Origin of the sequence: Microcoleus sp. CAWBG58 (assembly GCF_020883045.1) — a bacterium.
GTDB lineage: Bacteria > Cyanobacteriota > Cyanobacteriia > Cyanobacteriales > Microcoleaceae > Microcoleus.
Map to the genome: position 1 here is coordinate 1 of NZ_JAHRFA010000072.1, position 19,569 is coordinate 19,569.

Genomic DNA, 19,569 nt, shown 5'->3' on the forward strand with positions numbered 1-19,569 from the left:
CGGGGGCACTGCCCCTACAACTGTCACTTGTCATAAGAGGGCAGGCACGGGGGCACTGCCCCTACAACTGTCACTTGTCATAAGAGGGCAGGCACGGGGGCACTGCCCCTACAACTGTCACTTGTCATAAGAGGGCAGGCACGGGGGCACTGCCCCTACAACTGTCACTTGTCATAAGAGGGCAGGCACGGGGGCACTGCCCCTACAACTGTCACTTGTCATAAGAGGGCAGGCACGGGGGCACTGCCCCTACAACTGTCACTTGTCATAAGAGGGCAGGCACGGGGGCACTGCCCCTACAACTGTCACTTGTCATAAGAGGGCAGGCACGGGGGCACTGCCCCTACAACTGTCACTTGTCTACTGCCCACTGTCTTCTACTTTTTGATGGAATGAGCTTTGTAGAAAGTTTCAAGGCTTTGCCTGTCGCCCACAAACCGCCAGTGCCAAGGCTCGTAACTGACGCCTTGGCGATTGTTTTTGGGGAAGGACAGTTCAAAGCTGAAAGCGGTGGCATTGGCTTCTAGCCATTTGAATGCTTGGGTATTTTCAAAGCTGGGACTGAGGTTGGTATCCGGGGAGGAACCGTCACCAAGGTCGATCGCATAACCGGTATGATGTTCGCTATAACCTGGAGGAGCGCTGACTTCGGCTCGCTTGCTGGCATTTTGCCTGCGTTCAGCTTTTACATCAAAAAATACGTGTTGTTGGTCGTCTACGGATCGAAAGCCTGATATGGGAGCAAAATATATGCCGGATGCAGCGGCAGCGTTTGCCATTTCTTGATATTTTGCTGCTGCTGAAGTGCGGAGTTTGATGCTACCGTCGGAGGTGACATTTACCAAGTCGGCGGCTGGTGCTTCTGGGTAAGGCAAGTGTCCCAGCAGGTTGTCTGGGGTGGCGGGTTTTGAGTTGGTAGCTGGACTCGGGGCATTACCAGGGGCCAAAGTCGCTGCTGCTGGGGTTTTTTGAGTTGGCTGTGCCCGACTGGTGGCTGGGAAAAAGTTAAAGTTGAGGTGCAGCCAGATGCTGACGCCAAAGGCGACTGCGGCCAATCCTACCAGTTTCCAAATCAGTCCTTTTTTCTTGGACTGACTCCCTCCTGCTTCTAGATATGGGTGGTCTCGTACTGCTTCTGGAATTTCGTCAGCGGCAAGCTCCGAGGCTTGCGGGGTTTTTCTCGACAGACTAGCGTTATCCAAGCCAGCTCCACTCCTGCACTTCAATAAGGCTCAACGTTACAAATTGTATATCGATCGCGTGCGATCGCACAGCTACAATTCCCGCTGAGAATATATGATATCTTCCTGACTTCGCCCAGTCCCATCCGCCAACTCTCAAATTTGTGATTTTGGTTCTGATTGTCGATCGTCCCTGGACGATCGCACTGGTTGAGGCTGCTATTGTCACTGCTTAATTTTAAAACCGCTGGACATTACCCGACTATTTAAGTGTAGTCGCCAATTAAGTGTAGTCGCCAAGTGTGGGGTATCAACAGCGCGCGATCGGACTCATCCTCCTATCTGTAATTTGACTCTTCGTCGTTCTCAGCATTCAACACACCACAATCACAGCAAGACAGCACTAGACAATTAAACTATTGAGCCATGTTATATTTTAATCGGAAATATTTCTATTTTGCCTTGATTCTATTTTTCATCGAAATCGTCATTGCTATTTTTTTTAGAGATAAGTTTGTGCGTTATTTCCTCGGAGATTTATTGGTGGTGATATTTCTCTATTGCTTCATAATGTCTTGGCTGAGAATAGAATCCACAAAAGTAGCTTTTTCGGTTATAATCTTTTCTTTCGTAATTGAAACATTGCAATATTTTAATATTTTAAATGCTTTGGGTTGGGAAAATAACCAGATTGCTATAATCATTTTAGGCAACAGCTTTGATGCGATGGATCTGGTTGCTTATACTGCGGGGATTGCCATAGTTTTGTGGCTGGAAAACAGAAAAAAAGTTTTACGATCGTAGTTCGAGTCAGGCAGGATTGTAAAAGTCTGATTCACAATGCAAATCGGCAAGAAGTTATTACTCCGACATACCTCATCTTTTTGAGAAAGGCGATAAGTTGTCACTCATTTAAATGGCCGGTTCGCGGCGGGCGGGACACCCCAGCGCAAGAGGATTGTTTGTGACATTCTGTTTAAGTGCACAAGAGCTTAAGTGTTTTAACACTTATCAATACTTCGGTAAATTTATGATTGGTGGCAGCAGTTAAGTAAGCATTTTGAGGAAATTTTGCGCTCGACTTACCAATATAAAATTGAGACTTTTAGATGAATAAATGAAAACAGTCTGGACTATTGCGTATTTATATTCTTCATGTTAAGATTCATATTATACATGGAAAATTAATCAATTTTCCATGTTTTTGTCAACTATCCAACACAAAACCCACGTGAAAAAAACACTCTTGTTACTAGCAATGGTTACAGTACCAACACTTTGCTTCCCAAGTCTATGCCTTGCTGATGTTTACATCAAATACTCGAACAAGGATTCAGAAAAGTATGTGATGAAAGTTGAGATGAACGGCTTAATTAAAGAAGTAACATTTAATGCCAGAACAACTTCGGCTGCCACTATACAAGGCAACAGTAAAACCAGTGTAATCGTCACACCATGCGGGAAAGTGGAAGTCAAGAATGACTCCAAAATTGAAATCGAAAAAGGTTGTATCAAAATTTTGTAGGTGATGGTTGCAGGTGATGTTTGAAAAAATTCATTTGTTACAATCTTAGGATGGTGAATTAAATAATTTACACATATTTTGGGGACGGGCGGGACGCCCATCCCACAACAAAAATAAAAATAGTAAGTTATTTAATTCTCATTTCTTAGGTTTGTATATCCTTGCATTTCCATCAAAAAGGGATAGTTTGAATTTTTATCGCCTTGGTTAAGAGGAAACGGATAGAGGATTTGAATTTTTCAAACATTCTCTAAGCGTGCAGATAGTGGCAATTTTCACGTGAATAGGCTGACTGAAATACTCTTGAACATCGAGTAGTAGCACTTGAATACCTGTATAAGGTTTGCTCGTGACTTCCCCTAGTTCGCGTGAAGTTCGCCCTAATAGTATCTGTAGATAAACACCCTCAATCACTTCATTTGTTGCGAAGAATATCCGATCGCTCTTTTCGCTAAGTTGATTGGTGACAACTATCTGTTGGGCTGCGATGGGCTGTAACTTCAGGGTTAACTGCACGTAGCCCTCGATATTGTGATAGCGATGAGTTATTGTTCGATCGACTCTGAGACGTTGGGCATTGGGCTGACTGGGTAGTAGTAATACCGATCGCTCGCGATCGAGCTTGGGTGGATCTGCTACTCCATCGTAAACAATCAAATTTGATGGTAAATCTGAATTTTTCATTGTTTTTGGCGGTAGATCGTACTTGCTGACTCATCATCATATGAGCGATCGCGCACCATCAAACCTTACCAACTTCCGCCAATTCAGCAACATTAGCAGAAATTTCCTCATCCCCTGGATCAACCGCAACCGTTAACTTCAATCCCAAAGCCTTCAGCCAATGGGCTAAACCATAAATTGTCGCAATTCCGTTTGGTGACAACAAAGCATCTAATTTTTCCAAATGCAATTTAGCATCATCAGCCGACATATTTGGTTCACCCAGAGCCTCAAATACCTCTTTCAAAGCTGATGGGAAAATCCCAACATCCAAATCTCCCTCTTCTTGCTCACTCAAGAATAGCGTCAGGTAGCCGGCTGCATATACTGGATCTTTGAGCTGTTCAATCAGAAACGGATGGTAAGGTACACTTTTAACCATTGTCTTGACTCCTGTATTTAATCCAATATTTCTTTGCTTTACGAATATCTTCGTCCTGAGTGCTTTTATCCCCTCCACACAGGAGAAGCACTATTGTTGTTTCTACTTGTCCAAAATAGACCCGGTAGCCTGGGCCAAAATTAATTTTCAATTCCAAGACTCCTTCTCCGACAGGGCGGTAGTCTCCAAAATTACCTGTACTGACTCGTTTCAATCTCACATTAATCTTAAGTTTAGCTTGAGAATCCCGCAGAGCATAAAACCACTCATCGAAAGGAATCTGACCGTCTGACTTGACGTAACGCTGAATTTCCCTTGGTTGTACTTCCATAAGTGCGATCGCAACTACTCACCGATCATAATATGGGCGATCGCCCACCATCAAACATTACCAACTTGGGCCAACTCAGCAACATTAGCAGAAATTTCCTCATCCCCTGCATCAACCGCAACCGTTAACTTCAGTCCCAAAGCCTTCAGCCAATGGGCTAAACCATAAATTGTCGCAATTCCGTCTGGCGACAACAAAGCATCTAATTTTTCCAAATGCAATTTAGCATCATCAGCCGACATATTTGGTTCACCCAAAGCCTCAAATACATCTCTCAGCGCTTTTCGCATAATTTTAAATTCCAAATCTCCCTCTTCTTCCTCAAAAATCTCTGTGATGTAAGCAGCAGAAAAATTTGGATCTTTGAGATATTTGATTTTAAACGGATGGTAAGGGACACTTTTAGGCATTTTCTTGACTCCTGTATTCTTCCCAATATTTCTTAGCAGTACGAATATCTCGATCTTGAGTGCTTTTATCTCCACCGCACAGCAGAAGCACTATAGTTGTTTCTACTTCTCCAAAATAGACGCGGTAGCCCGGGTCAAAATCAATTTTCAATTCCGAGACACCTTCGCCAACCGATCGACAATCTCCCAAATTTCCATTGCTAACACGCTCCAGCCTTTTCACAATCTTGGCTTTACCCTTAAAGTCGCGGAGAGATTCCAACCACTCATCAAAAGGAACTCTGCCGTCAGGCTGGCTATAACTCTGAATTTCCTTGGGTTGCGCTTCCATAATTTCAATTTTAGCGGGTCAGCGCTTTGATTATACAGTCGCGCCCGATCGCCCCCTTGACTTCATACGCTATAATTATTAAGAAATCTTTAGTTAAATCCGTTTAACGTCCCAGACGCATTATGAGTCTTCCCATTCGCAACGTTGCTATCATTGCTCACGTCGATCACGGCAAAACCACCCTTGTGGACGCTCTCCTCAGACAGTCCGGGGTCTTCCGCGAAGGGGAAGAAGTCCCAGATTGCGTCATGGACTCCAATGACATCGAGCGCGAGCGTGGCATTACTATCCTTTCCAAAAACACCGCCGTCCGATACGGAGAAACCCTGATCAACATCGTCGATACCCCCGGACACGCGGACTTCGGCGGAGAAGTCGAACGAGTTCTCGGCATGGTAGACGGTTGTTTGCTGATCGTAGACGCCAATGAAGGCCCGATGCCACAAACCCGGTTCGTGCTCAAAAAAGCCCTAGAAAAAGGCTTGCGCCCGATCGTCTTTGTGAATAAGATCGATCGCGATCGAGCTGACCCCCACAAAGCAGTTGATAAAGTTTTGGATCTGTTCCTCGAACTAGGTGCTGACGACGATCAGTGTGAATTTCCCTATCTCTTCGGTTCCGGCTTAAGCGGTTACGCCAAAAAACACCTCGAAGACGAAGGGGTAGATATGAAGCCCCTCTTTGAAGAAATCCTCGACCACGTACCACCCCCCGTAGGCGACCCCAACAAGCCACTGCAACTGCAAGTAACCACCTTAGACTACTCCGAATACGTCGGTCGGATCGTCATCGGTCGGATCCACAACGGCACGATCAAAGTCGGTCAACAAGCAGTTTTGATCACGGAAAGCGGCGCCCTTGTCAAATCAAAAATCAGCAAATTGATGGGCTTTGAAGGCCTGAAGCGGATTGATATCGCAGAATCTTCTGCCGGTAATCTAGTCGCCGTTGCCGGTTTTGCCGATGCCTATATTGGCGAAACAATTACCTGTCCCAACGACCCGCAAGCTCTACCTTTAATCAAGGTAGACGAACCGACTTTGCAGATGACTTTCTCTGTAAACGATTCACCGTTCTGCGGTCAAGAAGGTACTTTAGTAACATCGCGGCAAGTGCGCGATCGGCTAATGCGCGAACTCCAAACCAACGTCGCCCTGCGCGTCGAAGAAACCGACTCTCCCGACAAATTCCTCGTATCCGGCCGCGGCGAACTTCACCTCGGAATCCTGATCGAAAATATGCGTCGCGAAGGATACGAATTCCAAGTATCTCAACCGCAAGTAATCTTCCGCGAAGTCGGCGGCCGTCCCTGCGAACCCTTTGAATGTTTGGTCTTAGACGTACCCGAAGAAGCAGTCGGCGGCTGCATCGAACGCCTCGGTCAGCGCAAAGCAGAAATGCAAGATATGCACGTCAGCAGCACCGGTCGCACCCAAATCGAATTTTCAGTCCCCGCTCGCGGTTTGATTGGATTCCGAGGCGAGTTTATGCGCTTGACTCGCGGCGCTGGAATTATGAACCACAGCTTCCTCGACTATCGCCCCCTCGGTGGAGAAATTGTCGCCCGTCGCAACGGAGTATTGATTTCCTTTGAAGAAGGAACTGCGACTACTTATTCACTGAAAAATGCTGAAGACCGCGGCGTATTTTTCATTACCCCCGGAACCAAGGTTTACAGAGGGATGATTATCGGAGAAAACAACCGAGATGATGACATGGAGCTGAATATTTGCAAGTCGAAGCAGTTGACAAACCACCGCGCATCTGGCGGTGAAGAGTTGGCGCAATTGCAAGCACCAGTCGATATGAGTTTGGAACGCGCTTTGGAGTACATCGGCCAGGATGAATTGGTGGAAGTAACGCCAAAATCAATTCGCTTGCGGAAGGTTTCTAAGAAGTTGGTCAAACGGTAAAATAACTTGATGGCTGGCAAAATTGCCAGCCATCAGTGTCAACTTCAAACTGTACATAATCGACTTGGGCTTGTAAGTGCAAAGTCTTGTAGGATAACAGATGTATTTATAATCAATCCTTAAGTTTATCGTTATCCTAACTTTTATAAATAAAAATTATGCTGAAGAGAATTTATGTAAATAATTTTAGATGCCTGGTGAATTTTGAATTGCAAGTAGATAGCTTAAATCTCTTTCTGGGTTCAAATGGATCGGGCAAAACTACCGTTTTTGAGGTTTTAAGAAAATTACAGAAATTTATTTTAGGCGATCGAGCTTTCGAGCAAGATTATAAAGTATCAGATTTGTTTGCCAACAAGGATTTAACAAGATGGCAAAAATCCAACATTCAAAAATTTGAATTGGATATTGAAGGAAATAATGGCCTTTATACATACATCCTAGAAATCGAACATCAAGGAGAGTACGCACCTCCTAGAATGCGATTAGAAAGCTTAACTTTTGACGGACAACCTCTATTTAATTTCTGGGTTGATCCAGGCGATATAGGTATAACTGTAGGCCAAGCTAGGTTGTATAATGACGATCCTAATCGTGAAAGTGTTTACTTACCGTTCTTTGATGGGTCGCGTTCTGGCATTGGTTTTATTTACGAGAGATCTGACAATCAAAAGCTTACATGGTTCAAAAAACGGATTTCTAACTTTTTTATTGTACAGATCAATCCTTATATAATGGAATCAGAAAGCCTTAAGGAGGAAAGTTCACCTAACTGGGATATGTCAAATTATGCAGCTTGGTACAGCTATTTATCTCAAGAATCTCAAGGTAAAATATTTAAGTTAACGCTGGAATTACAAAAGATTATCCCAGGATTTGATTCATTTCAAAATTCTAAATCCGGTGATGTGAGGATTTTGTCAGCATTTTTTACCCGTCCCAGCAAGGCTGCTTATAGGCTTAATGAATTATCACATGGTCAAAAAGCTTTAATTGCTCTATATACCTTAATATATTGTTCTCCTGATGAGAATTTTACTTTGTGTATTGATGAACCAGAAAATTTCCTGGCTTTACCGGAAATACAACCTTGGTTGCGTAGGGTGATGGACTATTGTCTGGAAAATGAAGCACAAGCAATGTTAATTTCTCATCACCCATCATTAATTAATTACTTAGCAAGCAATTCAGGTTATTGGTTTGAACGAGAAGATAATGAAGCTGTTCGCGTGCGCCGAATTACTGATACGGTCGAAGAAGGCTTATCAGTTGCTAAGCTTATAGAACTTGGATGGATTTATGACGAGTAGAGATGATTTACCCGAAGTAACTATTCTCTGTGAAGATATTGACCAAGAGCGATTTATCAGAGAATATTTGATCTGCCGGGGATTGGACGATCGCAAAATTAAAGACTTTGGTAATCCTAAAGGAAAAACAATTAAGAATAACAATGCTTTGATAGTTAAGCATTATCCACAGCTTATTAAAAGTTATAGAAGCCGTAACTACAGAAATATTGCTGTAGTAGTAATGATTGATGCTGATGAAGATAGCTTGGAAGAGCGAATGCGTTGTTTAAATATAGCATTAGACGAAACAGCAGGTAATTTAAACAAAGATCCGCGACTGCCTAACGAGAAAGTTGCTATTTTTGTCCCAGCCCGAAATATTGAAACGTGGTTTTATTATATTAATAGTCATATGTCAGGTCAAGAATGCAATGAACTTACTGATTATAAAGATAAAACAATGACTACAAAAGAGAGGATTGAATTAGCTAAAAGGTCGGCAAAAATATTGGCTTCAGAAATATGTCATCATGGAGTCGATCGCATTGCTTTGCCTTCTCTTCGTTATGCATGTAGGGAGTTGCAACGACTACAGTTGTAAAGAATTAGTTAATTGATGTGACATGACATTCTGTTAGATTCAAGATTTATTAAAGCAGTCAAGTATCTGAGTTTTTTTATTTAGGTTGTTCTACTTAGTGAATGATATATTATCAAAGTCTTCTTTTTAAATTAATTGCTACATCCCGATCCTAGTATGCGATCGCCCTTTCAACTAACCTCCACAATATGTTTTAATAAAAAATTGAGCAAAACCCAAACAAACCCAGCCATGAGTCCCAAATCAATAGCAGTAATCAACTTCAAAGGCGGTGTCGGAAAGACTACCGTCACCTGGAGTCTGGGAAATATTATATCCCAAGGAACCGACTTAGAAGTCTTGATGTTAGACCTAGACCCGCAAATGTCCCTCACAGAGGCGATCGGGCTTAACGAAAATACGGGTCATTTAGATGATAAGTTTGGTAAGTGGTACGAAAAATCTCTCAAACACAGACTCACAATTTACGACGCCCTCGAAGTCTTTAAAAAAGCCGGACAAAACTTTAAATTTCCCGTTGGTTTCGACACCATTTATCAGATTGACGAACAGTTGCATTTTATCCCTTCAGTTGAAGAATTGTATTGGTTAGACCTCGATGGATTTGAGGGGAAAAGTGTTAAAGACTTCATCCGCCAGTTCAGTGGCAAAATCGCTAACTCTCCCAATCTCCCCCAATACGATTTGATGCTGTTTGACTGTTCGCCTTCCTTCAGTCTCCTCACCTACAGCGTACTATCTTCCTGCGACTTAATACTGATTCCCGTCAACCCAGATTATTTTGGTTCTCGGGGATTGAGTTTAGTTTTAAACTCGCTCCAAAAACGGATTGAGCCTTACCCGTTTCCCAAGATTGCCGTGTTTATGAATAAAGCTAAAATCTATGGAGGATTGCTGACAAATGAAGTTCAATTTTACATGAGAGAAGTCAAGAGGCTTTGCGCTGAAATCTCAAAAGACAATAACATAGAAGTGAGATTTTTAGAATCGACGATTCGGGAGAGTGTTGGGCTAAAGCGGGCCATTAATGAGGGAGAATTGCCGCGAGAATTAGTTAGGGAGTTTGAGCAACTTTGGCGCGAGTGTGAGGAGTATCTGAAATGATTAAAAAAGATATTTTGCCTGCTGGCGATTCAGAAACTGGGGGGGTACTGGATGAAATTGGCGAACTTAAGGCAATCTTGCGCGAGGTTTCTAAAAAATTAACCAGGATTGAGGCTCAAGTCAAGCGGGGAGGGCTTTCTGCTGGTTCTAAAACTTCTGAATTTCCTGCTGTTGCTGTTGCTGATGTTGAGAAACCTGCTACTTTATCTACTGACAATGTTCTCGAAGTTTATGAAGAACTGCGTTTGCAAGCTAAGAAGGGTCATGAATTAGAGGTGAGGCAAAAATTGTCGGCTATGAGTGCGGCTGATTTGAATTTGATGTGTTGCGAGTTAGGAATGCCGCCCAGCAGCAAGAATCCGTCCCGCAAGAAAATGTTCGAGCTAATTATTGGTAGAATTAAGCAGAGTTTGATGTTGTCCCGACATATCGATCGCCAAACACTTTAAACAGTTGACAGTTGACAGTTTATAGCGAAAATTCGAGCTGTCTTTTTTGCTTCCTACTTTTCGTTGTCAAGAGGATCGACTAATAAAATGCGTTTGGATAAATTATTGCGGTTTAGTTCGATCGCCCTTATCGCCCTAACATTCGCAATTACCTTGCTTTCCAGCCTTCAGGGCCCTGGGACAACCGCAGTCCAAAAACCAAGCATACTGGCGTTTACAGCTCTCCAACAGCGCGGCAGCGAGGTCAGAAATAGTTTATTTACCGTCAATGCCAAGGGTGGAGAGCGCCGGGAACTTGCACCAAAAATAGATGTTAGCTATACCTTAGCTTGGTCGCCCAAGGGCGATCGACTGGCTTTCGTTAGCGGCGATACCGATATCTATACAGTCAACGCTGATGGTTCTGGGCTAACTAAACAGTTTGCAGGCGAATTTTGCAAAGCAGCTAATTTTGAAATAGTTTGGTTTTCCAACAGCCAGAAACTTGTTTTTGCCCGTTCTTGTGACGGTTTTACCTCCGACGCTCCCGGCAGTCAATCTCTTTTTTTGAGCGATACTTCGGGTATTAAAGGAACTAAATTAGTTAGGAATTTGGAAGTAGGAGGACAACAGACTCAAACAGAAATTTCCTCTAATTTCTATCTTTCTCCAGACGGTCAGCAGGTAGCATTTGTCAAGGATAAAAATATCTACAAAATGAATGCTGACGGTTCGGGCATGACTAAATTAACTCAAAGTCCCGGCGAGTATACATCCGGCGGTAGCGAACTTGTCTGGTCGCCCGATCGCACAAAAATCGCTTTTTTCTCCGGTACCTATCCCCAACAACAAGTTTACACGATTAATGCCGACGGCACAAACCTCAAAAATTTGACTGACAACCCGCAACATCAAGTCTACAACGTCAAGCTATTTTGGTCGCCCGACAGCAGCCGGATTGCTTACTATCAGGGGAAAGCGGGCGATTTGAGCGGGGAAAAGCAGGATATTTGGGCGATCGACATTAACAGCGGAACTGCCAAAAATCTCACCCAAAAACCCCAAAACTACGATGCACTTTCCTGGTCGCCCGATGGCAAACTTATCGCCTTCACTGCCGGAGACTTCAACCAGCAAAAATTATACACAATAAATGCGGAAACTTCCCAGCTAAATCAACTAGCTCCCCGCCTAGGAATGTCAGGAATTTCTGAATTGGCTTGGTCTTATGACAGTCAGCAAATTGCTTTTACTTTTAATGAAATTACAGGCGATAAAAGCAATTTGTATGCAATCAATCGCAACGGTTCGGGATTAAATAAATTGACCATCGACAAGGATTTAAATGCTGGGAACCCAGTTTGGAAACCACAGTAAAATTACGATTTATATCCTATCCTTTACACAACTCGCATAAATTTGGCGTTAATCTTTAGGTATGTAGTTGCGCTTCAGCGCTCTTGTTGATTCTCGGAAACAGCGCTGAAGCGCAACAACGTACCTTTGGATAAATTTGGGGTTAATTCTTAGGTATGTAGTTGCGCTTAAGCGCTCTTATTGATTCTCGGAAACAGCGCTGAAGCGCAACAACGTACCTTTGGGTTAATTCTTAGGTATGTAGTTGCGCTTCAGCGCTCTTGTTGATTCTCGAAAAGAGCGCTTAAGCGCAACAACGTACCTTTTTTTTCAAATTGGAGCCGATGAAATAATCTTTTTCTCCTTAAATTGTTGGTGAACTTCCAATTCATGTCCCTCAAGTTCCAGATTTTTCTCGTCCTGCACCTGTTTGTCAATTTTGGGCAACTTTAAAATCGCCCCAGCCAAAACCCAATAATATACAGACACTGGATCTACATCCAACGGATAGTATTGAGGATTGATCGTAATAAATCCTACAAATACCCAAAAACTAGCTCCGTAACTCCGCAAACTTTTGTCCTTGACAGAACGGTACGCTCTAAAACTTAAAAAAGCTAAGTGTAAAAGCATGATCTGAAAAGCAATCATTCCCGGATAACCGAGTTCGTAAATCAACTTAGGATGGAAAGTTTCAATGAGCTGCGGCTTGCCAAATATTCGCGTTGAATTAGTCGCTCGTCCCACACCTCTACCGAGAGGTCTGTCAATGATAAAATTGTTGCTCTGCTCCAACTGATTCAAGAAAAATTGCTGGGGTGGTGCAGCATTCCAGCGGTTAACAAAACTCTCCCACCGCTGCTCGATAATTCCTGGGTTAACTGCCGCACCGACAAATAGCAGAATCGCCAGTCCTGCACCGACAGGAATAAATCTTTTTAAATTAACTAATTGACCTGTAAGAATTAGCAGGATGACCGTGGCAACTGGAACCATAACTAAAGCAGCTCTTTGACCGGAAATAACTGCATTGGCAAATACTAATGCCATACCAAATAAACCAATAACTCTCCACCAGAAGGAAGGGTCACAAAAGGCAGAGGCAAAGGTTAAGAAAGCATTAGCAATTAAAAACCACGCCCACTGCCAAGGCGCCACAAATGTTCCCGGCAAGCGGATAAACTTGACTTCTGGACTGAATACTAAAGAACCGCCGACAAAACATCTAGCTTGCAGAGTTGCTTTATATAATTCTTCTCCAGTCATGCCTCGGGTACCCGCGCATTTTCCACTTTGCAGCAAGAGGTACTGAATCAAACCGAGAACGCAGCAAACGATCGCCAAAACTACGTGCATTCTACCAAAAAACACCAAATCCTTCTTGGTGCGGAGCAGATAATAGGTACAAGCAATCAGCGGTATGTAACCTATCAATACTTTTAAGCCGAGAATTCCTTGTAGAATTGGTTTGTCGCCCTTCATCGGGTTGAGCTGCATCTCCCCATTGACAAAAATTAAAGTCAGCATTGCCATCATCAACAGGATGCTGAAGGTAGAAAGCATTTGTTTGGGAATGAACAGAGGCAACTGTTTCTTTTTGCAGCTTTGAATGAGGGCGATGAGGGCTGGTATGTAGAAAGCGTCTTTGGCTACTTGAAATGCAGCATTCCCGCCGCCAATTGCGTAGGTGACAGTACCGCTTAAAGGCAGGTAAATAAAAAAAGCCCAGAAAGCTTGACGGGGGTATTTGTAGGAAAGCAGCAAAATGGCTACGGCGGCGCCTCCGGCAATAGCAATCTTAGCGCGAACCACGAACAACAGGGCGATGCTGACAGCAACACTGATTAAGCAGCTTATGACGATCCTCTGCACTAATTCATTGCGTTTTTGTGAAGTTTTGCGTTTTTGTGCGGCTACTTCTTTTTTGCTGGGCGTTGTTGTTTTTTCGCTGGGCTTTTGTTTGGACTTCTTAGATTTGCGCTTGGTTTTAAACATAACTTCTAAAAGACACTTATAGCCTTTCTCAGAAAGATGAGGTACTCATGGGCGAAGCGAAGCGGAGGGATGGGGCATAGGGCATGGGGCATGGGGCATAGGGCATAAGACTAGCGGGCATACCTCACTTTTTTTGAGAAAGGCTATATGTAGAAGGCAGAAGGCACTCGGAAGTAGAAGGGGATCTTATGCAGAATGTAGAAGGCAGAATGTATATCAGAAAAAATATTGCGGTAGATGTGGTTAGTTATTCTTGAAGTCCAGAGGGCGAAAAAATCGGGGTCAAGATGCTTGGTGCGAGGGGGGGAATAACTTACACTCGCGACCTTGTAGAATATAACTGCTGCATCTATAATGTACAAATCTCGAAAAAATAATTTTAATCGATCGCTCAAATCGATCGCAGAAACTGAATATGAAGTTAAACAAATTCGTATCGATCGGCATTGCCCTAGTTTTAGGAACAAGTGCCAGCGTATTGTCTGGCAGCAGAGCATTCGGCGCCGAAAAAGTTGTGCTTACCTTTGGCCCGATCAGGCAAACCGTCAATATCAGCGACTTGGAAGACTTTGCTAAAGATGGCACGACGACGCCAACCCTCAAACAAATTATCGGGTTCTCCAAAATGGATCCAAAAACACTCCAGGGGTTAATGGGTTTACAAATCGGTTTAAAGCCAGCTAATCTCGCCCGGGTAGTTTACAGCACTCCAGGCGAAAAAATTACTGACGAAATCGGTCAGGCAATTCGGACTCAGCGCCGCACAGAAGGTGGCAAAGCCATGCGGGCTGCGCTGATTCTGGCAGCCGGCGACGATGGTAAGGTGTCGCTGCTGGAAATTTTGAAAAAGTATCCTCTGCCGGAGGTTTACGTAGATGTTGCTACCATTGCTGCGACTGTTGGGAAAATTCAGGGTTTGGCTGGAAATCTGAGCACCCTGCTGCAAGATTCCAAGGGCGACACAACGAATAAAACTCCGACAAAATAGCAGGTTTGTAGTGAGGACTTTAGTCCTCAGACTTTTTTTGCGGACTTTAGTCCTCACTACAAACCAAGAAGTTTGTAGTGAGGACTTTAGTCCTCAGACTTTTTTTGCGGACTAAAGTCCTCACTACAAACCAAGATGCAATTAATGTTTCTTGAGCAACTTTTTGAGCAATTTGGGAACCTCCGAAGGCCGAGCAGCTACGGGTATTTCCGCCTCTTCAAAAGCAGCCATTTTGTTCTCTACCGTAACACCAAAGGCTTTCTGGGCAGCAGCGCGAGAACTGATCAGGATGCCGGCATGGCCCAAGGACGGGCCCTTGGGAGCGTAGCGGCCTGCCAAATAAGCAACCACAGGTTTGTCGATCGCCGAAGCGATGTAAGAAGCAGCAGCTTGTTCGCTCCAACCGCCAACTTCCCCAATCAAAACCATCGCCTCCGTACTGTCATCTTCGTCCAAAAGTTGCAGCCACTGCATAAAAGAAGAACCCACAATCGCGTCGCAGCCAATACAAACCGCCATCGACTGTCCCAAACCAGCCTCAGTCAATTCGAGAGCAACTTCGTAAGTCAAAGTGCTGCTGCGGCTGATTACCCCGATCGAGCCGGGAGTGTAGAATTCCTTGGGGTGAGTTCCCAGCAGCAGTTTGTCAGGGACAATAATCCCCGGACTGTTGGGCCCGATCACTAAAGTTTCCGTGGCCTCTGCCTTTCTGACTAAGCGCACCATATCCAGAGGAGGCACTCCCTCAGTGACGATCGCGATTTGCCGAATTCCTGCCGCGATCGCTTCTAGAGCCGCATCCAGCACCCAGTAAGCGTCTACCAAAATTACCGTAGTGTCAACATGACCCACTGCTGCCACAGCTTCTTCTACCAAATCAAAAATAGGAATTCCCTCCAACTCCTGCCCTCCCCTACCGGGACTGACACCGGCGACTACATTAGTGCCGTATGCTTTCATCATCAGGGCGGCGCGGGTTGAGGCGGGAGATTCTGTAATGCCCTGTACTAGGACTTTGCTTTCAGGAGTTAAATTCATTTTTTCCTAGTTAACACTCAATCTTTCAAAAGCAGAAGGCTTTCATAATTTTGTCCAGAGTTCTCGTTTTGCCGATCGACTGTCGCTACTTGGCAGATGATACAGCTTGAGTCGCAGCTTCATCTAAAGTGCTAGCTAGCTGCACGGGCAACTGTCCGAAACGCTTTTTAACAGCATCAGCATCGAGCTCTACCAGGCGCAGCACAACTTGAATGTGCCGGTTGGCGCGAGCTTTTCGTTCCAAATAGCCCGCTATGGCGGTGATGATTTCCTCGCTCTTGGAAGCACTGTCCAAAATATTTACAAGTATCACCTTAACGCTTTTATCCTGAGCGACCAACTCCAGACCCAACTCGGTGCGCTCGCGCAGGGCATTTACTGCATGGTAACGATCTAAAGAACCCAGGTTGACAAAATTAGCCGGTTTTCCTCGTTGGTGAGCTACAGCATCCAGAGTTGCCATTGTCAGGCCCACTCCGTTGCACAAAATCCCGACATTCCCCTCTAGTTCCACTAATTCCAGAGATGCGGAATTCGAGATTGGGGATTGAGGTTTGGAGTCAAACTGCGACGGCGACTGCTGCGACTTTGAGTTGGAATTCCGGCGATCGCCCCCAGAGGCACTTCTCCTCTCCTCTCCCAACCAACTGCTTTGCTTTTTACCCGAAAGTGGTATCAAGTCTGGATGCCGCCCCAAGGCATCGTCGTTGGCGCTGACTTTACCGTCTAAAGCCATTAACTCTCCTGTTGGACTGATGCCGAGAGGATTGATTTCTACTAAATCTAAATCCTTTTGGACAAACAACCGATACATTTTCTCGACAATTGTACTCACCGATTGAATCAAATCTCCTTGCAATCCCATTTTCAACATCAGACGCCTCGCGTAGAAAGGCGAAAATTCCTGATCTACGGCAACTTGCTGCATTTGGTCGATCGACCCTTCGACATCCATACCTCCTTGTCTGGAACCCAGAAGTACCGGGCGGCGGGCGATCGGGTCTAGGAGTACGGCTAGGTACAATTCTTGGTCAGCGTTGTACTTTGCTTCTGCTAACAGGACTTGCGGATATTCATCCTCGATCGGCAAATTAAAAATTGTTTGAGCCGCAGCAACTGCGTCGATCGTATTTTCCACAAATTTAATGCCACCCGCCCGGCCTCGTCCCCCAGCCCGCACTTGCGACTTCAGTACAACTGGGTAAGGAATTTTCAGCCCTTTGAGGTCGGCGGGTTTGTCAATCCGCTGCGACGGCAAAATCGGAATTGCCATCTGACGAAATAAAGATTTGGCTTGGTACTCTAACAAATCCATTTTTAATAACGGGTGACGGGTATTTGGCAACAAGCAATTCGTCGTTTTTGGCGATTCATTATTAATAGATAATAATTGGCTTTATGTCAAGTTGAAAGTTAAAAGTTATGGCTTTTATCTTTTGATTCTCAACTTTTATATTGCCGATTACTTATTTGGTATTGCTGGCATATAGCGCTTCTCAGAAAAGTGAGGTATGCCCTATGCCCTATGCCCTATGCCCTATGCCCTATGCCCTATGCCCTATGCCCTATGCCCATGAGTACCTCATCTTTTTGAGAAAGGCTATATCACTTATTGCCTATGCTGTGTTTGTACTTTTTTTTGCGATCGACAATTGCAAGATTGGACTGAGTCTGGCTCAACAGAGTAGGGAGATGGTTAGTATAGCCTTTCGAGTTCCCATATTAGGTACGACTGGGCATAGGGCATGGGGTATAGGGCATACTTCACCACGCTTGAGAACCGCTATAGTTGTTTTTTCTTCGGAGTTTTGGCAATACTGTTTCTAGATATTTCTGGGAGCTAATTATCAATTGATTCCAATTAAATTAATCTAATCAAGCATTAAGTACGACTTGCTTTCAAGCTTGTCACGTGTATTTTATCCTTTTTTCCGGATCGCAAATAACTCCTTCCAAATAAATAATGACTAATGACTCCTTCCTTCTGACAACTGCCAACTGCCAACTCTCAACTCTCAACTGACTCCTTCCTTCTGTCAACTGTCAACTGTCAACTGTCAACTGTCAACTGTCAACTGTCAACTGTCAACTGTCAACTGTCAACTGTCAACTTAGCAGTGCCTTGATGGACAGTTTTAACCCATTTCAGCCGCTTGGGACGCACCGAAATCCGAGCCGTCACAATCCCTACCAGCAGCCAGTGCAACATATACACAGTACCCCGCAGCGTTTGCAGCAAGGTGACAAAAACTTTTTTAATGTCAAATTTAGTCTCTTTGCGAGTGCGGCGCAAACCGACAAACATTCCCACCACTGACAAGGTAAGAGTCATCACAGTTATGGGACTGGCGATCGGCATTCGGCGCAGCGCAATTGACATCAAAAAGTCAGGTAGCGCTACTGTCGGCAAGAAATATTGAGATACCCAAAATCCAAATAAATCCCAAGTTTTCCCCGTTCCCATCCGGTTGCGTAAAATTAGCTGCCAGTAGTCAAGATAACGCTGATAGCCACCTTCTGCCCACCGATTGCGCTGGTGCCACAGGGCGCGAGCGTTGGTAACTCCTTCTTCTGACACGGCTGGGAAAGCCAGAAATTCAATGTCCCACTGGTCTAGGTGCAGCCTCACGGTCAAATCCAAGTCGTCGGTAATGGTTTCCTCGTTCCAGCCGCCACAGCTTTCTAAGGCAGTGCGGCGCATGAATTGGCCGTTACCGCGCAATTCTCCAATGCCGCCGATCGCAATCCGCTGCTGTTGGAAAAAACTATCGAGAGCCATTTCTGCTTCTTGGCCGCGAGTCCACACATTTACTGCTGCATTGGCGATCGCTTTTCTGACTTGCACCGCCCCCACCTTTTCTCTCTCGAACACCGGCAGCACCCGGCGCAGCAAATCCGGCGTTACCGTCGCGTCGGCGTCAAATATTCCCACAAATTCCCCGCGAGTCAGAGGCAAAACTTCATTCAGGGCTCCCGACTTGCCACCGCTGGCATTTGCTCCTCTGCTAAATACTTTGAGCTGCGGGTACTGTTTGGTTAGCTGTTCCAATACTAGCGCCGTGCCGTCGCTGCTGCGATCGTCGATCGCCCAAACTTCGTAACGGTCGATCGGGTAATCTAGATTGCAGATTGATTGTACGAATCGGGCAATCACCGCTTCCTCATTTTTCGCCGCCACCAGCAGCGACACGTAGGGCCAATCCTCTCGATTTTCATCGGCCAGAGGCGGCAGTGCGGGGTTGGGATGGGCAAACAACACTCGAAATGCTTGCATCCACAGCAGTCCCGTCAAACCCCACACTACCCACGCACCCCAAGAAATCAAGTGTAGGGCGATCGTCCCACCCCAAATTGCAGTTAGCAACGCAGCGGCTTTTCCCCGCCGTCCCCGATACAGATTTTGAGGAAAAGAGGGAGATCCCGGCACAGACACCGCCACCGGGAGCTCTGATGAAGTTTCCGCGTCAAACACCCTGTCGCCAATGTCTGGTATGGCAAATATTTTGCCGAGCTTGGAGTTCGAGGTCAAACTCTTGAGCTCTTCTTGAGCTAGATCGGGGATGTCCAACTTAAGCTCGCTGCGAGCGTCGTTTTCCGGCCAAGAACTCTCCTGCATAAGTTACTTGATTCAACCACCAATAGTTTTTGATTTTAGAGATAAGTATCCACTGTACCAGTTTCTGGGCTTTTGTCGAAATCTGACCGGAACTCGTTGGTGCGCGATCGCCCAAGAGTACGGCACTGCTAAACTGGAATTGCATAGAGTATTGGGGATGATTCATCCAAAAACGGATACCAGCCAGCGACTTAAGTCATTCGCCACGCCAAATTTTAGACTCCTGTTCAAACTCGCCACTTCAGCAGATTCATCTGTTCCTGTAAATCTAAAATCTAAAATCTAAAATCCCCAAATCCAAAATAGACTGAGTTTTGCTTGCGATCGACCAGGAATATCTGCTAGTTTTTGCAGA

General features: G+C 44.9%; 21 protein-coding genes. 10 read left to right on the forward strand and 11 right to left on the reverse strand.

The features are described 5' to 3' along the window. Positions 1 to 377: 377 nt before the first annotated feature. Positions 378 to 1,202 (reverse strand): M15 family metallopeptidase, encoded by an 825-nt coding sequence (locus tag QZ918_RS25370; RefSeq protein WP_293339847.1) that lies wholly within the window; start codon positions 1,200 to 1,202, stop codon positions 378 to 380. Continuing rightward, the gene (locus tag QZ918_RS25375; RefSeq protein ID WP_293339850.1) at positions 1,195 to 1,410 is read right to left on the reverse strand and encodes a hypothetical protein; all 216 of its coding nucleotides are present in this window, start codon (positions 1,408 to 1,410) and stop codon (positions 1,195 to 1,197) included. The genes QZ918_RS25370 and QZ918_RS25375 overlap by 8 nt, the downstream gene beginning before the upstream one ends. 197 nt (positions 1,411 to 1,607) lie before the next feature. On the opposite strand from QZ918_RS25375, the gene QZ918_RS25380 reads away from it, so the two are divergent. After that, complete coding sequence (locus QZ918_RS25380) at positions 1,608 to 1,985, forward strand: ribosomal maturation YjgA family protein (protein WP_293339852.1); 378 nt, start codon at positions 1,608 to 1,610, stop codon at positions 1,983 to 1,985. Between the two features lie 427 nt (positions 1,986 to 2,412). Then, entirely contained in the window at positions 2,413 to 2,706 is a 294-nt protein-coding gene (locus QZ918_RS25385; RefSeq protein ID WP_293339855.1) for a hypothetical protein, read from the forward strand. 207 nt (positions 2,707 to 2,913) lie between these two features. Here QZ918_RS25385 and QZ918_RS25390 read toward each other — a convergent pair whose 3' ends face one another. From QZ918_RS25390 to QZ918_RS25410, 5 genes are read right to left on the reverse strand one after another with little or no spacing between them, the layout of a single operon-like run. Beyond that, entirely contained in the window at positions 2,914 to 3,390 is a 477-nt protein-coding gene (locus QZ918_RS25390; RefSeq protein WP_293339858.1) for a hypothetical protein, read from the reverse strand. Positions 3,391 to 3,448: 58 nt separating this feature from the next. Then, complete coding sequence (locus tag QZ918_RS25395) at positions 3,449 to 3,811, reverse strand: helix-turn-helix domain-containing transcriptional regulator (protein ID WP_293339861.1); 363 nt, start codon at positions 3,809 to 3,811, stop codon at positions 3,449 to 3,451. Next, positions 3,804 to 4,142 carry a type II toxin-antitoxin system RelE/ParE family toxin gene (locus QZ918_RS25400; protein ID WP_293339864.1) on the reverse strand — a complete coding sequence of 113 codons (339 nt, stop codon included), beginning with the start codon at positions 4,140 to 4,142 and terminating at the stop codon, positions 3,804 to 3,806. Before QZ918_RS25400 ends, QZ918_RS25395 begins: the two co-directional genes overlap by 8 nt. Positions 4,143 to 4,192: 50 nt before the next feature. Beyond that, the gene (locus QZ918_RS25405; RefSeq protein WP_293339867.1) at positions 4,193 to 4,552 is read right to left on the reverse strand and encodes a helix-turn-helix domain-containing transcriptional regulator; all 360 of its coding nucleotides are present in this window, start codon (positions 4,550 to 4,552) and stop codon (positions 4,193 to 4,195) included. Beyond that, positions 4,545 to 4,883 carry a type II toxin-antitoxin system RelE/ParE family toxin gene (locus tag QZ918_RS25410; protein WP_293339870.1) on the reverse strand — a complete coding sequence of 113 codons (339 nt, stop codon included), beginning with the start codon at positions 4,881 to 4,883 and terminating at the stop codon, positions 4,545 to 4,547. The genes QZ918_RS25405 and QZ918_RS25410 overlap by 8 nt, the downstream gene beginning before the upstream one ends. Before the next feature lie 122 nt (positions 4,884 to 5,005). Here QZ918_RS25410 and typA point away from each other — a divergent pair, with 122 nt between their 5' ends. The 6 genes from typA (at position 5,006) to QZ918_RS25440 (ending at position 11,598) form a co-directional block, all read left to right on the forward strand. Then, positions 5,006 to 6,796, forward strand: a complete 1,791-nt coding sequence (gene typA / locus QZ918_RS25415; protein WP_293339872.1) for a translational GTPase TypA — start codon at positions 5,006 to 5,008, stop codon at positions 6,794 to 6,796. Between the two features lie 158 nt (positions 6,797 to 6,954). After that, complete coding sequence (locus QZ918_RS25420; RefSeq protein WP_293339875.1) at positions 6,955 to 8,106, forward strand: AAA family ATPase; 1,152 nt, start codon at positions 6,955 to 6,957, stop codon at positions 8,104 to 8,106. Further along, the gene (locus QZ918_RS25425; protein ID WP_293339878.1) at positions 8,096 to 8,689 is read left to right on the forward strand and encodes a hypothetical protein; all 594 of its coding nucleotides are present in this window, start codon (positions 8,096 to 8,098) and stop codon (positions 8,687 to 8,689) included. Before QZ918_RS25420 ends, QZ918_RS25425 begins: the two co-directional genes overlap by 11 nt. 231 nt (positions 8,690 to 8,920) lie before the next feature. Next, a complete protein-coding gene (locus tag QZ918_RS25430; protein WP_293339881.1) occupies positions 8,921 to 9,793 on the forward strand; it encodes a ParA family protein in 873 nt (290 codons plus the stop codon). Next, entirely contained in the window at positions 9,790 to 10,242 is a 453-nt protein-coding gene (locus QZ918_RS25435) for a hypothetical protein (protein WP_293339884.1), read from the forward strand. Before QZ918_RS25430 ends, QZ918_RS25435 begins: the two co-directional genes overlap by 4 nt. 87 nt (positions 10,243 to 10,329) lie before the next feature. Continuing rightward, a complete protein-coding gene (locus QZ918_RS25440; protein ID WP_293339887.1) occupies positions 10,330 to 11,598 on the forward strand; it encodes a DPP IV N-terminal domain-containing protein in 1,269 nt (422 codons plus the stop codon). Positions 11,599 to 11,907: 309 nt separating this feature from the next. On the opposite strand, the gene hpsL is transcribed toward QZ918_RS25440, so the two are convergent. Beyond that, on the reverse strand, positions 11,908 to 13,572 hold the full coding sequence (gene hpsL, locus QZ918_RS25445) for a hormogonium polysaccharide biosynthesis protein HpsL (protein ID WP_293339889.1): 1,665 nt from the start codon (positions 13,570 to 13,572) through the stop codon (positions 11,908 to 11,910). A 415-nt stretch (positions 13,573 to 13,987) separates the two neighbouring features. Between hpsL and QZ918_RS25450 the strand changes: the two genes are divergently transcribed. Next, positions 13,988 to 14,560 carry an alpha/beta hydrolase gene (locus QZ918_RS25450; protein WP_293148094.1) on the forward strand — a complete coding sequence of 191 codons (573 nt, stop codon included), beginning with the start codon at positions 13,988 to 13,990 and terminating at the stop codon, positions 14,558 to 14,560. A gap of 141 nt (positions 14,561 to 14,701) precedes the next feature. On the opposite strand, the gene QZ918_RS25455 is transcribed toward QZ918_RS25450, so the two are convergent. The 3 genes from QZ918_RS25455 to QZ918_RS25465 form a co-directional block, all read right to left on the reverse strand. After that, positions 14,702 to 15,598 (reverse strand): succinate--CoA ligase subunit alpha, encoded by an 897-nt coding sequence (locus tag QZ918_RS25455; protein ID WP_293339892.1) that lies wholly within the window; start codon positions 15,596 to 15,598, stop codon positions 14,702 to 14,704. Positions 15,599 to 15,683: 85 nt separating this feature from the next. After that, positions 15,684 to 16,913 carry a succinate--CoA ligase subunit beta gene (locus tag QZ918_RS25460; protein ID WP_293339895.1) on the reverse strand — a complete coding sequence of 410 codons (1,230 nt, stop codon included), beginning with the start codon at positions 16,911 to 16,913 and terminating at the stop codon, positions 15,684 to 15,686. Positions 16,914 to 17,690: 777 nt separating this feature from the next. Next, on the reverse strand, positions 17,691 to 19,214 hold the full coding sequence (locus QZ918_RS25465) for a glycosyltransferase family 2 protein (RefSeq protein WP_293339898.1): 1,524 nt from the start codon (positions 19,212 to 19,214) through the stop codon (positions 17,691 to 17,693). A 7-nt stretch (positions 19,215 to 19,221) separates the two neighbouring features. Here QZ918_RS25465 and QZ918_RS25470 point away from each other — a divergent pair, with 7 nt between their 5' ends. Next, positions 19,222 to 19,500: a hypothetical protein gene (locus QZ918_RS25470; RefSeq protein ID WP_293339901.1), complete on the forward strand. Its 279-nt coding sequence runs from the start codon at positions 19,222 to 19,224 to the stop codon at positions 19,498 to 19,500. Positions 19,501 to 19,569 lie beyond the last annotated feature (69 nt).